Raw genomic sequence first — 13,453 nt, forward strand, 5'->3', positions numbered from 1 at the left:
ATGACGACTAAACGTAAACCTTATATCCGCAGCATGGCTCCCAATTGGTGGCAGAAACTGGGCTTTTACCGCTTCTATATTCTGCGTGAAAGTACCGCAGTGACGACTATGTGGTTCAGTATCTTGCTGATATACGGCCTATTCGCTCTAAAAGACGGCGCACAAAGCTGGGATGCATTTGTCACGTTCCTAAAAAACCCTGTCATCCTGCTAATTAATATCATCACTCTGATAGGTGCTCTACTGCATACTAAAACCTGGTTTGAGCTAGCGCCGAAGGCAGTTAACGTAGTGATAAAAGGCGAAAAGATGGGACCTGAGCCAGTAATCAAACTGCTATGGGCCGTCACTATTATCGTCACCACGATTATCTTAGGTATAGCCTTACTTTAACCTCAAGGAGGATCTAATGAATCAAATACCTAAACGTTCCGATGAACCGATTTTTTGGGGATTATTTGGTGCCGGTGGTATGTGGGGCGCCATTGTAGCCCCTGCCATTATTTTACTGATAGCAATTCTTTTACCATTGGGAGTAGCGCCGGAAGCGTTAAGCTACACACGAATTCTGGCTTTCTGCCAAAGCTTTATTGGTCGTGCATTTCTATTACTGATGATCATTCTACCATTATGGTGCGGTTCACACCGTATCCACCACGGTATGCATGACCTGAAAATTCATATCCCTGCGAGTAAATGGATTTTCTACGGCTTGGCCGCGATCCTGAGTGTCGTCGCGATTATCGGCGTTTTTACTCTGTAGTTGAATAGCAACGAGCTGAGCACTATTTCTGCAACGCAGCGGCATCTGGAGAAGAGGCATGAAGCTACTACAAAAAATCGGTATTTCTTGATAAAGAATATCCCATATAGAAGCTGCACTGCCAAAATGTGAAACCTTTGGAGTGCAGTTCGATATTAACTGGACAATTTCAGGCCGATAATACCAGCGATAATCAGAACAAAACTTAGAATCCGGGCAAAACTTGCAGATTCACCGAACACTATAATGCCAAAAATGGCGGTACCCACTGCACCTATTCCAGTCCACACCGCATAAGCTGTACCTATTGGTAAGCCTTTCATCGCATAAGCAAGCAACCCCATACTGAGCGCCACAGCACCGGCTGTAATAAGGCTCGGTATCAACCGGGTGAAACCATGAGTATACTTCAGGCCAACCGCCCAGACGACTTCGAATAAACCAGCAATAACAAGAACAAACCAGGACATATCAACGCCCCATAATAGTATAGTTGTGGAGTCGTCCCCAGAAAACGGCAGTATATCCAGGTCGTCCCGGATAACCATTAGAAACAGTGATAAATTATAGTCGTGTAAAATTGCAGTATCAATAACACAATATCGTGAGTTCAAAAGAGATAAATAGCCATGCCCCCGGTATAATCACCAATAAAGAAAAACCACAGTCTGTTTCCAGAACTGCGGCTTTTATCGAATACAGTCGGTAATTATTTTACGCGAGAAACGTATTCACCAGAACGGGTATCCACTTTAATCACTTCACCGATTTGAACAAACAGAGGTACTTTAACTACCGCACCAGTGCTCAAAGTTGCTGGTTTACCACCCGTACCTGCGGTATCACCTTTCAGACCTGGATCAGTATCAGTAATTTCTAATTCAACAAAGTTTGGTGGAGTCACAGAGATAGGCTGACCATTCCACAACGTCAGGATACACTCAGCTTGTTCTACTAACCATTTCGCATTATCGCCAACTGCTTTTTCATCAGCAGCTAATTGCTCGAAGGTTTCGTTATTCATAAAGTGCCAAAACTCACCATCGTTATACAGGTAAGTCAGGTTCATATCCATCACGTCAGCAGATTCTACAGAGTCAGTAGACTTGAAGGTCTTTTCCAGCAGTTTACCGGAAATCAGCTTACGAATACGAACACGGGCAAACGCCTGACCTTTACCCGGCTTCACGAATTCACTTTCAAGAATAGCGCACGGCTCGCCATCTAACATGATTTTAAGACCTGAACGGAATTCATTGGTACTATAAGTAGCCATGGAGATCCTCTTTCTAAACAAAATGGCTTAGCCAAAAAATGGCGCACATTATAACCCCAAAGATCATCATCAGAGAAGACTGGCTGAAACAACTTACAGATGTTATTACCGATCCTGATGAATTATTACAATTATTATCTTTAGATGAACACCCGACATTGAGCAAGGGGAACGACGCACGCCGCCTGTTTCCACTTCGGGTACCCAGAGCTTTTGTTGCACGCATGCAAGTAAACGATCCTGATGACCCGCTGTTGCTTCAGGTCATAACGACACCAGAAGAATTCACGCTTACATCGGGTTTTTCTACCGATCCTCTGGATGAACAACGCAGTGCGGTTCCCGGTCTATTACATAAATACCGTAATCGCGCATTATTGTTGGTTAAAGGAGGATGTGCGGTTAATTGCCGTTATTGCTTCCGCCGTCATTTCCCATACGAAGATAACAAAGGTAATAAACGCAATTGGCAGCAAGCGTTAGATTATATTCAGCAACATCCTGAACTTGATGAGATTATCTTCTCTGGCGGCGATCCTTTAATGGCAAAAGATCACGAACTTGATTGGTTGATCAGCAATCTGGAAAAGATTTCCCATATCAAACGACTGCGTATTCACACTCGTCTGCCTGTGGTTATTCCTGCCCGGATCACAACAACGCTTTGTGATCGGCTGGCACAATCAAGATTACAGGTGCTTATGGTGACACATATCAATCACGCTAATGAGATCGACCAATCTTTACGGGATAGCATGATGTTGCTGAAACAAGCAGGTGTCACGTTACTAAATCAGAGTGTGCTATTACGCGGTGTCAATAATCATGCTGATACTCTGGCTGATCTGAGCAATGCTCTGTTTGATGCCGGTATTCTGCCTTATTACATTCACGTGCTGGATAAAGTACAAGGAGCAGCCCACTTCATGGTCAGTGATGAAGAAGCCAAGGGGCTTATTCGGGAATTGCTGACAAAAATTTCAGGTTATTTAGTACCACGTCTGGCAAGAGAAATCGGTGGAGAACCGAGTAAAACACCTCTTGATTTGGGATTAAGACAAAATTAACAAAAAATTCATGCCCGGATATTTTTCAGCCGGGCATACCATTCAAATTCTGAACGCCATTACTAGCATTTATAGACCTGACCAATCATTTTACTATCCAGTGGAGCAAAACTCGATAACAGACTTTCACTCGGACTGGTGACTCCATAAATCACATTTCCCCCCATGACTGCGGCTTTATTACGTAAATCATTAGCTGCCCCACGCATTGAGCTGCTTTCATTACCTACACCAGTCATCCAATTGCTTTGCGTACCTGTCACTTCACCTAATAACTGACACTCGCTGCCAGGTTTAGTGTCAACAAAACGAACCTGTGAACCTCCGGAAGTTAATTGGTTGGTGGTTGTACACCCTGCCAACAGTAGCAACACTGAAGCGCTGAGCAAAACTTTAATTCGCATGTTTTTCCTCACTCATTGTTGTAAATTCGACAATTAATCATCAATATACCCTGTTGTGCACCAATATCGCAAAAAATAATTTAATAAAAGTATCCTAAGGTAAAATGTTTAGACCAAAAATCCTTTATACCAAGATGAATTCAGTAAAAAAATAGGGAAAATAACCGAATAAATAACACGAATAAGCTCAATAAGTTACTTTTCCCATAAAAAGGTAACTCATTAATTATCAAATTAGTTATCTCCCAAGAAATCTTTTATCCATGATATTAATTATCTGATAGGACATTCATAATACTATAAACACCAAAATTAATATGGATTATAAATTTACCCACACCTCTCTTAATTTAAAAAATCAATTTACAATATTAAGAGCATAATGTAAATATTTAACCAATTTGTTAAATAAGGCTTCATAAAAAATCCCACTTATTAAGATGACTTAGAGATTATACTCACCTTAATTTTATGTGGATTTTATTATATATAAATAATTATACCTTTCTAACACGAATTCAATTTGAATACAGATATTCCATTGATACCACGATAACACTCGATCAAACATTTTCATGGTACCAATTTTATGATTATCACCATCCATCACCAATATGGATGTGCTCTGCTAGATAGTCGAGAAATACCCGTACCCGAGATGGAGGTTGCCTGCCTGTGCCGACAAAAACGGCATATATTTCTTCCTTATCGCCAGGATTATAGTCCTCAAGTACAGGTAGCAACAAACCAGCCTGAATATCAGCATTTACATGGAAACGGGCCAGTCGTGCTAAGCCAAGCCCTGCTATCGCAGCTTTACGCATGGTTTCTCCATCACCAAGTAACAAATTCCCAGAAGGCAATTGTTGCACCCATTCTTCCGAACCAATGAAAGGCCAAGCTTTCACATGGCGGGTGAAACCAAAACCAAGTCGATTATAGCAACCCAAGTCGCTAGGCGTAGCAGGCATCCCCACTCTTTCAAGGTATGAAGGAGATCCTACCACAACCATTCGACTTGACCCCAACCGACGCACCATGAGACATGAGTCGTCCACAGGAGGACCGGTACGAATTGCTACATCGCTACGATCATCGAGTAAATCCACTATCAAGTCACATAGCGAAATGTCGAGTGTGATCTCCGGGTAGCGTTGCAGGAAATCTGGTAATAAAGGCATCAGACAATGTTTTCCAAACGCAACATGACAATTCACACGTATCCGTCCACGCGGTGCTGTTCCCTGATTTGCCTCTTGTTCTGCGGCTGTGATGTCCTCCAAAATCCTGACACTACGCTCATAGAAAACAGAACCCTCAGCCGTTAATTGAAGTTTACGTGTTGTTCTATTCAACAGCCGTACACCAAGCCGCATCTCCAGTCGATTAATAAGCTTACTGACTGCTGATGGCGTCATATCGAGCTTGCGAGCAGCAGCAGAGAGACCTTCCGACTCAATTACCTGAACGAATACAGCCATTTCTGTGGATCGATTAAATTTGTGCATAGATATTTGAATTATTTTCCAAAGTCCTATGAATAAATGAATTTTAGTCTAATATGCTCATTTTTTCTAAACTTAAGGAAATATTTTTTTGCTTAAGAATTTATCCCATGCCAAACCACTTTTATTACTTAGCCCGTTGCGTGTTTGTGGTCAATTTCTACGGATCAACATGATCGAATGCCGTTAACTCCTATCTGAAATTCAGGTAAGAAATTTTGCTTATTGATGCAGCATTGGGATTGATGTTGTTGACGAACAAGATAGTGAAACATCAAGTCGCCTTTTAAGCTGATAAAAAGGGCCAGTCACTTTTATAAAGTCATAAGGGCAAGGACGGTGTTGCACAAACTTTAAATCACGAACATGACACGCTAGATAGCACTGACAGAGAGAATATGGAAGAGAAGAACGTCACAGCAAGAGAACTCTTGTGCCGTTTATGAGGAAGTCAGCAAAAACAGGATTGACGGGAAAGTCTTCCAGCTATCCTAATAAACCAATCACTGAGTAAAACAGAAACCGATATCCGGGCTTAAACTCAGCCCGAATATCGGATTTTATCAAATGCTATTTCGGCGGGTTGGTTAGCGACCACCACTATAAAAGTTAGTGGTCACTACGGACGTAACCCGCCAGGCTAGCGACCTACGCGACTATGTCGGGTAGCAGCAGTATATTACTATACCACCGCCCCCTAAGAACCGTACATGCAAGTTTCCCCGCATACGGCTCAAGCCTTTATAAGTCTATGCTTATGCATAAACCGGCGATTTTATTATTACCGAGTACCACAAGTTTGAGATATTGATGCACTAACTAATGTTACTGCTCTTATCTCAAGCTCCTCATTACGCTTGCCATTATGTTCACGACAGAAAGGCACAATATACCAGCCTCTATCAGTACTACCAACTTTTTGGACATGCGCACCTACTTGTGCCGAATTACTACAAAAAAGTACACTACATTCATGAGGATTTTGCCCTGTGTGCTTTATCCAATGGTTCAGCCAGCTGCCACATTTACTACAAGCATTATCACCAGTACCATTAATGTTTTTAACTCTCATTAATTATCTCCGTTAACAGTTAGAAATCTGGTTAAGTATTCTTAGAGTTTTAAATTCACTCTATTTAATAGCAATAACCAACCTCATGCTAAGAGTTAATTCAATGATTTACTTTAGTTAAAAGTGCCATTCCATGGTGAATGCTCCGGTGGCAATTAGGATGCAACATTATCAAGTTATCAATTTTATCTCCGCCGCCATCTGTTCTTCGAATAATGTGATGGATATCCCAATCCTCATCATTCTTAAACATTTGTCCGCAGATCGAGCACCGATATCTTTGGCGTTCCCATATCGTTCGCAATTTTCCAAGATAGAGTTTGTTTTCCTTCCAGTGCTTAATCTGGCGCTGTTCGAAATACAACTCATCATTGCGATCGTATAGATTAGCCTCCGATTTTATCTTGATATGCCGCTTAATCGGGATGTCTTTACTTCTGAGCAGTCGAGCTAACTTGCCCTGAGTATCAACACATTGGAACACCCATTGTTCGCTGTCAACTGAGTGAAAATACTTATCTTTCACCCAACGTTTGTTGCGATTCTGATGCTTACGACAGCACCAGCGCCAAAGGAGCTTCCAGACACGATAATCCACATAGCCAAATGTTTCTTTAGCCACGACATGACGATGATAATTTGCCCATCCACGTAATACCGGATTGAGCAAACGAATCAATACGTCTTGCCTGACCATCAAATTACCTCTGACTATGCCTCGAAGTTTCTGGAGATGATTTCGCAAGTTCTTCTTACTTGGCTTGATTAACATCTTGCCGTGATACTTGCGTAAGTTCTGCCCCAAAAAATCGAATCCATCTGCAATATGCGTGATCACCGTTTTCTCTGGAGATAATTGCAACCCTCGCTCCGCCATAAAGGCCTCAACTAAGGGTTTGACTTCCTTTTCAAGCAACTCTTTCGAGATACCTGTAATAATGAAGTCATCTGCATAGCGCACATAATTGACCTTGGTTTTATAACTGGCTTTGGTATTTTTCTTCCCAAAATGGGTTTCGAGTACCTTTTCCAGTCCATCCAGCGCCATATTAGCCAGCACTGGCGAAATAATTCCCCCTTGTGGGGTTCCTGCCTCGGTCGGAAACAGACGGTTGGACTCCATGAATCCCGATTTTAACCATTTCCTGAGTACTTGTTTGTCCAACGGAATGTTGGCAAGTAACCATTCATGATCAATGTTGTCAAAACACCCCTTGATATCACCTTCCATGACCCATTCAGAAGATGTTTTTCGACTGAGATTAACAAAACATTGCTCAATCGCATCTGCCGTAGAGCGCATGGGACGGAAACCATAGCTATTTCGGTCTGCGGTTGTCTCTGCTACTGGCTCAAGAGCCAATAAATAGAGTGCCTGCATTGCACGATCCAGCATGGTAGGTATGCCCAGAGGGCGTAACTTACCATTGGCTTTAGGAATATAAACTCGACGTAATGGCTTAGGTTTATAACCTGTCCGTTTCAGTCGCTCTATTGCCTGCCATTTGGTTTCAGGTGTATTCCACAACTCCCCATCAACACCAGCCGTTTTCTTGCCTCGGTTTTCAGTGACTCGTCTGACTGCCAATACTTTGGCAGCAAACGAGCGAGTCAGCATTCGTTGTAAAGTTTTAACCTTATGCCAACGCTGCTCTTTCGTCGCCTTCGCGATCCGTACCTGTAGCTCCTTAACCTGTCGCGTTACTTGATACCAATTAATGGTATGCCAGCTTTGCGCTCGGTTGGAGAATGCAGGTACGTTAACTTTGGTACTCATCTTGCTACTCTCCTCAGTATATTAGGAAAAGAATCCCTGACGAGAGGCAGATAGATCATCCCCCTTACGGGAGAGTTATCTGCTCCCGCAGGGGTCAGGTGAGTGGTAATCCACTTCACCTAGTTTCTTATGTACTTTAGAACGCTTTACAAGCCTTCACACGATTAAAGACCAGTCGGAAGTCTGCCCCGTTTCCGGTAGAGGAACCTTTAACCCCTTATCCACCCCATTACAGAATGGCATTCGCTTTCTCCAACCTCCTTTACCCGCACTTTTAACAGCTAGTCTTACGACTTACCTGCCACAAGGGCAAAAATACGGGCTTACCGAGTTCCGTACTAATGACACGGATCACGTAGGTTCTGCCAATACACCGAAGGTCTGATGACAACGTATTCCCAGATGTAAGAGGAATAACCGACCTTGTACCTTTTGGTCACAGCATGTCAGTAGCTTATGCTGCTTGCGGCTGACGGTGCTTTTTAGCAGTTCACTTAACGTTAACCTTATGACCCAGCCTAGCCTCTCATTCACCTGCTACTGGTGAAATCCATTGCTTACCTCACGGCAGAACAATACCTGAAATTCAGGGAGTACATTGTCAGGACGCTTGGCACCCCACCATTACTGGTGACGCACTGTCCCTAGGCTACTGTTAGTTGCATAACAGGTCTGCTTCTGTAAATGTAATATCATTACGACCAGACAATCATTAGCACAGCTTCACACCGGTAGGTGCTTACGCTTTGATAGAAAAGGATATTTTCGTTACATCACAACAGCCAGAGGAAGTTGCTTCAACGTGTATCATTCGCTTTCGCGGGGATACAGGCTTGCGCCCATACCTGAAATCGGACTCCATACGGAGACCGATATTCGGGCCTGGAAACAAGCCCGAATATCGGGTTTTATCAAATGCTATTTCGGCGGGTTGGTTAGCGACCACCACTATAAAAGTTAGTGGTCACTACGGACGTAGCCCGCTCGGCTAGCTACCTACGCGACTCTCGTCGCACTACATCATGCCGCCCATACCGCCCATGCCACCCATACCACCTGCGGCACCTAAATCAGCTTTATCGTCTTTAGGCAGATCAGTGATCATACATTCAGTAGTGATCATCAGGCCAGCGATAGATGCTGCAAATTGCAGTGCAGAACGGGTTACTTTGGTTGGATCCAGAATACCCATTGCGATCATATCGCCATACTGTTCAGTCGTTGCGTTATAACCGTAGTTACCTTCACCTGCTTTCACGCTGTTTGCGATAACAGACGGCTCTTCACCTGCGTTGTCAACGATCTGACGCAAAGGAGCTTCCATCGCGCGCATTGCAACACGGATACCTACGTTTTGATCTTCGTTATCGCCTTTCAGACCAGCAATAGCTGCTGCAACGCGAACCAGTGCAACACCACCACCAGCTACCACGCCTTCTTCTACCGCTGCGCGAGTTGCATGCAGAGCATCGTCAACGCGAGCACGTTTTTCTTTCATTTCAACTTCTGTTGCAGCACCAACTTTAATAACAGCAACACCGCCAGCTAATTTAGCTACGCGCTCTTGCAGTTTTTCACGGTCATAATCAGAAGTGGACTCTTTGATCTGCTGATTGATCTGAGAAACACGGCCTGCAATTGCAGCTTCTTCACCAACGCCATCAATGATGGTGGTGGTATCTTTGTTGATAACAATACGTTTTGCCTGACCCAGATCTTCCAGAGTTGCTTTTTCCAACTCCAGGCCAATCTCTTCAGAAATAACATTACCGTTAGTCAAGACAGCGATATCTTGCAGCATAGCTTTACGGCGGTCGCCGAAGCCAGGCGCTTTAACCGCAGCAACTTTGACGATGCCACGCATGGTGTTAACAACCAGAGTAGCCAGTGCTTCACCTTCAACATCTTCAGCAACAATCAGCAAAGGCTTGCTTGCCTTAGCTACACCTTCCAGAACTGGCAACAGCTCACGGATGTTGGAGATTTTTTTATCTACCAGAAGAATATATGGGTTTTCTAATTCAACAGAACCGTTTTCTGGTTTGTTGATGAAATAAGGAGAGAGGTAACCACGGTCAAACTGCATACCTTCAACGACATCCAGCTCGTCTTCCAGGCCAGTACCTTCTTCAACGGTGATTACACCTTCTTTACCGACTTTATCCATCGCTTCTGCGATCAATTTACCCACAGTTTCGTCGGAATTCGCGGAGATAGTACCTACCTGAGCAATAGAGGTGGAATCTGAGCAAGGTACGGACAGCTTTTTCAGTTCTGCCACTGCTGCAACCACGGCTTTGTCAATACCGCGTTTCAGATCCATTGGGTTCATACCGGCGGCTACGGCTTTCAGACCTTCAGTAACAATAGACTGAGCCAATACAGTTGCTGTTGTTGTACCGTCGCCCGCAGCATCATTCGCTTTAGAGGCAACTTCTTTCACCATCTGAGCACCCATGTTTTCGAACTTGTCTTCCAGTTCAATTTCACGAGCTACGGAAACACCGTCTTTAGTGATTGAAGGAGCGCCGAAAGATTTATCCAGCACAACGTTACGGCCTTTAGGGCCCAAGGTTACTTTTACTGCATCAGCAAGAATATTCACACCACGTAGCATCTTAACGCGAGCGTCGCTACCAAATTTTACGTCTTTAGCTGCCATTGTTTCTTTCCTTTAAATTCGTTCAGTTAAGAAGATCTAAGCGCAACAATTACGCTTCAACAATTGCCAGAATGTCGCTTTCAGACATGATCAACACTTCTTCGTTGTCGATCTTCTCTGACTTAACACCGTAACCATCGTTAAAAATAACGATATCTCCAACTTTCACACACAGTGCTTTTACATCACCGTTTTCAAGGATGCGGCCATTGCCCACAGCCAGAACTTCGCCACGAGTGGATTTACCCGCAGCAGTGCCAGTCAGCACAATACCGCCAGCAGATTTTGATTCAACTTCTTTACGCTTGACGATTACACGATCATGCAATGGACGAATATTCATTGATAGCTCTCCTATAAGAAAGTCCATATCAGGTAAGAGGATTGATACCAGCATGCTCTCATTAAACCAGTATCATGATAAATTAAGTGGGGACTTATTTATGATACTTCAAGGGCAGGCAAAAAAATATTTTACTTTTTTCTTGCCCACAGAAAAAAACCGATGATTAAACCAGACATTCAGAAAATGCCGCTTATCAATGAGGCTTATGTTCGTCATCATCGGGTTTACTATCTTTCAACGTACGGGAGGGGTCATCCTGTTTACGCTCATATTCACCCTCGAAAGTATTACTATCCCGTCTAAACCCACCGCTATTTTGAGGACGATAGAAATTGATATGCGGCATCAGTTTCATCACTAATGTTTTTTGAACCACTGGCAGTAACAACAGCAATCCAAGGAAATCCGTAAAAAAGCCGGGAACGAGCAACAGGAAACCCGCCAGCAAAAGAGAGACGCTTTTTATCATTTCTGCCGCCGGGCTCTCACCATTAACCAGCTTCTGCTGGATCTGGAGAAAATTCTTTATGCCCTGACTGCGAACCAAAGAGATACCGACACAAGAAGTAAACAGCACCAGTAACAGAGTTAACAGCACACCTAGTTCGGAGGCAACACGCACAAATAAGGTTGACTCTATGTAGACAAGCAAAAATATCAGGATAAATGGCAACCAACGCACTTGGTGCTCCTTCAATTGATTTGGATGAACGGGTTGTATCCTGAATAAATCATATCAACAAAATCCAAGGGACAACCAAATTAATGTTTTTTAGTTTATTAAAGATATAATTGGGGTCACAGTTATCGTTTTCAATCCTCTGTAAATTTTGCTAATCAGACATGCAATTGTGATAAATATCACATATATCAAATCAAACTAAACAAATACCACTATAAAGTGATCCAGATTCAATGCATTTATTGCTAACCAGCATATGATCACGCCGGCAATCCGGTGATAAAAAGTTCATATCATATCTATTGCTGTTGGCAACATAATGATTTAATAAACGCATAATTAGACAGTAAAAACGTCATCTAATAAGAAGGTTCTCATGTCAAACAACATTCGTATCGAAGAAGACCTGTTAGGTAAACGAGAAGTCCCTGCTGAAGCCTATTATGGTATTCACACCTTACGTGCGATTGAAAACTTCCATATCAGTAACAACACCATTAATGATGTACCCGAATTTATCCGTGGCATGGTGATGGTAAAAAAAGCCGCAGCCTTAGCTAACAAAGAACTGCAAACTATTCCTAAAAAAATTGCAGACATCATCATCAAAGCATGTGACGAAGTGCTCTATACCGGCAAATGCATGGATCAATTTCCGGTCGATGTGTTTCAGGGCGGCGCCGGTACTTCACTCAACATGAATACCAATGAAGTTCTGGCAAACATTGGTCTGGAACTGTTAGGCCATAAGAAAGGCGAATATGAGTACCTGAATCCCAATGACCATTTGAACAAAAGCCAGTCAACTAACGATGCCTACCCCACCGGTTTCCGTATTGCAGTTTATAACTCCATCCTGAAACTGATCGAGTCTATTGAACTGTTAATTGCAGGCTTCGATAAAAAAACCAAAGAATTCAGCGACATTCTAAAAATGGGTCGTACCCAGTTACAAGATGCTGTTCCTATGACACTGGGGCAGGAATTCAACGCATTCTCTATCCTATTGAAAGAGGAAGTTAAAAACCTAAACCGAACCTCTGAACTACTGCTGGAAGTTAACCTTGGTGCTACCGCTATCGGTACCGGCTTGAATACAGCACCAGGTTATCAGAAATTGGCAGTTGAAAAACTGGCTGAAGTTTCAGGTCTACCTTGTATACCAGCCGAAGACCTGATTGAAGCAACCTCTGACTGTGGAGCTTATGTTATGGTCCACGGTGCTCTGAAGCGCCTGGCTGTCAAACTGTCTAAGATCTGTAATGACTTGCGTTTGCTTTCTTCTGGCCCTCGTGCTGGCCTGAATGAAATCAACCTACCAGAATTACAGGCAGGCTCTTCTATTATGCCGGCAAAAGTGAACCCGGTTATTCCAGAAGTTGTAAATCAGGTTTGCTTCAAAGTTATTGGTAACGATATTTGTGTTACTATGGCATCCGAAGCAGGCCAGTTACAGCTCAATGTAATGGAACCTGCTATCGGTCAGGCTATGTTTGAATCTATCTCCCTGCTAAGCAACGCTTGCTGCAACCTGGTAGAAAAATGCATTAATGGCATCACAGCTAACAAAGAAGTTTGCGAAAGCTTCGTATTCAACTCGATCGGTATTGTCACCTATCTGAACCCATTCATAGGTCATCACAATGGTGATATCGTTGGTAAGATTTGTGCCGAAACGGGTAAGAGTGTTCGTGAAGTCGTGCTGGAACGAGGCTTACTGACCGAATCTCAATTGGATGACATTTTCTCTGTAGAGAACCTAAAATGCCCATCTTATAAGGCAAAACGTTTTGACGATTAAGTTATTGAATATAATAAAAAATAGCTCTTAGCAATAAGGCACGCAACTCCAACTGGATAGCGTGCCTTTTTACTTCCCTACATGCACAAAGTATTAAC

Annotated in this window: 13 protein-coding genes; 4 read left to right on the forward strand and 9 right to left on the reverse strand. The window is 43.1% G+C overall.

What is annotated here, in order from left to right; genetic code table 11:
• Both frdC and frdD read left to right on the forward strand, forming a co-directional pair.
• On the forward strand, positions 1-393 hold the full coding sequence (gene frdC / locus EAE90_RS09885; RefSeq protein ID WP_214053346.1) for a fumarate reductase subunit FrdC: 393 nt from the start codon (positions 1-3) through the stop codon (positions 391-393).
• Between the two features lie 16 nt (positions 394-409).
• Positions 410-763 carry a fumarate reductase subunit FrdD gene (gene frdD, locus EAE90_RS09890; RefSeq protein WP_214053347.1) on the forward strand — a complete coding sequence of 118 codons (354 nt, stop codon included), beginning with the start codon at positions 410-412 and terminating at the stop codon, positions 761-763.
• Between the two features lie 155 nt (positions 764-918).
• Here the strand turns inward: frdD and sugE are convergent, their stop codons facing one another.
• Together sugE and efp are read right to left on the reverse strand one after the other, a co-directional pair.
• Positions 919-1,233 carry a quaternary ammonium compound efflux SMR transporter SugE gene (gene sugE, locus EAE90_RS09895; protein WP_036776061.1) on the reverse strand — a complete coding sequence of 105 codons (315 nt, stop codon included), beginning with the start codon at positions 1,231-1,233 and terminating at the stop codon, positions 919-921.
• Positions 1,234-1,472: 239 nt separating this feature from the next.
• Positions 1,473-2,039 carry an elongation factor P gene (efp, locus tag EAE90_RS09900; RefSeq protein ID WP_036776062.1) on the reverse strand — a complete coding sequence of 189 codons (567 nt, stop codon included), beginning with the start codon at positions 2,037-2,039 and terminating at the stop codon, positions 1,473-1,475.
• Positions 2,040-2,077: 38 nt separating this feature from the next.
• On the opposite strand from efp, the gene epmB reads away from it, so the two are divergent.
• Positions 2,078-3,106: an EF-P beta-lysylation protein EpmB gene (gene epmB, locus EAE90_RS09905; protein ID WP_214053348.1), complete on the forward strand. Its 1,029-nt coding sequence runs from the start codon at positions 2,078-2,080 to the stop codon at positions 3,104-3,106.
• Between the two features lie 62 nt (positions 3,107-3,168).
• On the opposite strand, the gene EAE90_RS09910 is transcribed toward epmB, so the two are convergent.
• From EAE90_RS09910 to EAE90_RS09940, 7 genes are all read right to left on the reverse strand, one after another.
• Positions 3,169-3,510 carry a DUF4156 domain-containing protein gene (locus EAE90_RS09910; RefSeq protein ID WP_214053349.1) on the reverse strand — a complete coding sequence of 114 codons (342 nt, stop codon included), beginning with the start codon at positions 3,508-3,510 and terminating at the stop codon, positions 3,169-3,171.
• 596 nt (positions 3,511-4,106) lie between these two features.
• Positions 4,107-4,991: a LysR family transcriptional regulator gene (locus EAE90_RS09915; RefSeq protein WP_246550564.1), complete on the reverse strand. Its 885-nt coding sequence runs from the start codon at positions 4,989-4,991 to the stop codon at positions 4,107-4,109.
• 805 nt (positions 4,992-5,796) lie between these two features.
• On the reverse strand, positions 5,797-6,087 hold the full coding sequence (locus tag EAE90_RS09920) for a hypothetical protein (RefSeq protein WP_214053351.1): 291 nt from the start codon (positions 6,085-6,087) through the stop codon (positions 5,797-5,799).
• A 100-nt stretch (positions 6,088-6,187) separates the two neighbouring features.
• Positions 6,188-7,864 carry a group II intron reverse transcriptase/maturase gene (gene ltrA, locus EAE90_RS09925; RefSeq protein WP_214053352.1) on the reverse strand — a complete coding sequence of 559 codons (1,677 nt, stop codon included), beginning with the start codon at positions 7,862-7,864 and terminating at the stop codon, positions 6,188-6,190.
• 1,015 nt (positions 7,865-8,879) lie between these two features.
• Positions 8,880-10,526, reverse strand: a complete 1,647-nt coding sequence (gene groL, locus EAE90_RS09930) for a chaperonin GroEL (RefSeq protein ID WP_214053353.1) — start codon at positions 10,524-10,526, stop codon at positions 8,880-8,882.
• Positions 10,527-10,575: 49 nt separating this feature from the next.
• The gene (locus EAE90_RS09935; RefSeq protein ID WP_036809429.1) at positions 10,576-10,869 is read right to left on the reverse strand and encodes a co-chaperone GroES; all 294 of its coding nucleotides are present in this window, start codon (positions 10,867-10,869) and stop codon (positions 10,576-10,578) included.
• Positions 10,870-11,065: 196 nt separating this feature from the next.
• Complete coding sequence (locus tag EAE90_RS09940) at positions 11,066-11,554, reverse strand: FxsA family protein (RefSeq protein WP_214053354.1); 489 nt, start codon at positions 11,552-11,554, stop codon at positions 11,066-11,068.
• Positions 11,555-11,930: 376 nt separating this feature from the next.
• Here EAE90_RS09940 and aspA point away from each other — a divergent pair, with 376 nt between their 5' ends.
• Complete coding sequence (aspA, locus tag EAE90_RS09945; RefSeq protein ID WP_214053355.1) at positions 11,931-13,355, forward strand: aspartate ammonia-lyase; 1,425 nt, start codon at positions 11,931-11,933, stop codon at positions 13,353-13,355.
• Positions 13,356-13,453 lie beyond the last annotated feature (98 nt).

Origin of the sequence: Photorhabdus caribbeanensis, from assembly GCF_018448885.1 — a bacterium.
Taxonomy (GTDB): Bacteria; Pseudomonadota; Gammaproteobacteria; order Enterobacterales; family Enterobacteriaceae; genus Photorhabdus; species Photorhabdus caribbeanensis.

Excerpts from the sequence above, each read along its gene's own strand:
- frdC (WP_214053346.1), top strand. The coding sequence starts at position 1 with ATGACGACTAAACGTAAACCTTATATCCGCAGCATGGCTCCCAATTGG.
- frdD (WP_214053347.1), top strand. The coding sequence starts at position 410 with ATGAATCAAATACCTAAACGTTCCGATGAACCGATTTTTTGGGGATTA.
- sugE (WP_036776061.1), bottom strand. The coding sequence starts at position 1,233 with ATGTCCTGGTTTGTTCTTGTTATTGCTGGTTTATTCGAAGTCGTCTGG.
- efp (WP_036776062.1), bottom strand. The coding sequence starts at position 2,039 with ATGGCTACTTATAGTACCAATGAATTCCGTTCAGGTCTTAAAATCATG.
- epmB (WP_214053348.1), top strand. The coding sequence starts at position 2,078 with ATGGCGCACATTATAACCCCAAAGATCATCATCAGAGAAGACTGGCTG.
- EAE90_RS09910 (WP_214053349.1), bottom strand. The coding sequence starts at position 3,510 with ATGCGAATTAAAGTTTTGCTCAGCGCTTCAGTGTTGCTACTGTTGGCA.
- EAE90_RS09915 (WP_246550564.1), bottom strand. The coding sequence starts at position 4,991 with ATGGCTGTATTCGTTCAGGTAATTGAGTCGGAAGGTCTCTCTGCTGCT.
- EAE90_RS09920 (WP_214053351.1), bottom strand. The coding sequence starts at position 6,087 with ATGAGAGTTAAAAACATTAATGGTACTGGTGATAATGCTTGTAGTAAA.
- ltrA (WP_214053352.1), bottom strand. The coding sequence starts at position 7,864 with ATGAGTACCAAAGTTAACGTACCTGCATTCTCCAACCGAGCGCAAAGC.
- groL (WP_214053353.1), bottom strand. The coding sequence starts at position 10,526 with ATGGCAGCTAAAGACGTAAAATTTGGTAGCGACGCTCGCGTTAAGATG.
- EAE90_RS09935 (WP_036809429.1), bottom strand. The coding sequence starts at position 10,869 with ATGAATATTCGTCCATTGCATGATCGTGTAATCGTCAAGCGTAAAGAA.
- aspA (WP_214053355.1), top strand. The coding sequence starts at position 11,931 with ATGTCAAACAACATTCGTATCGAAGAAGACCTGTTAGGTAAACGAGAA.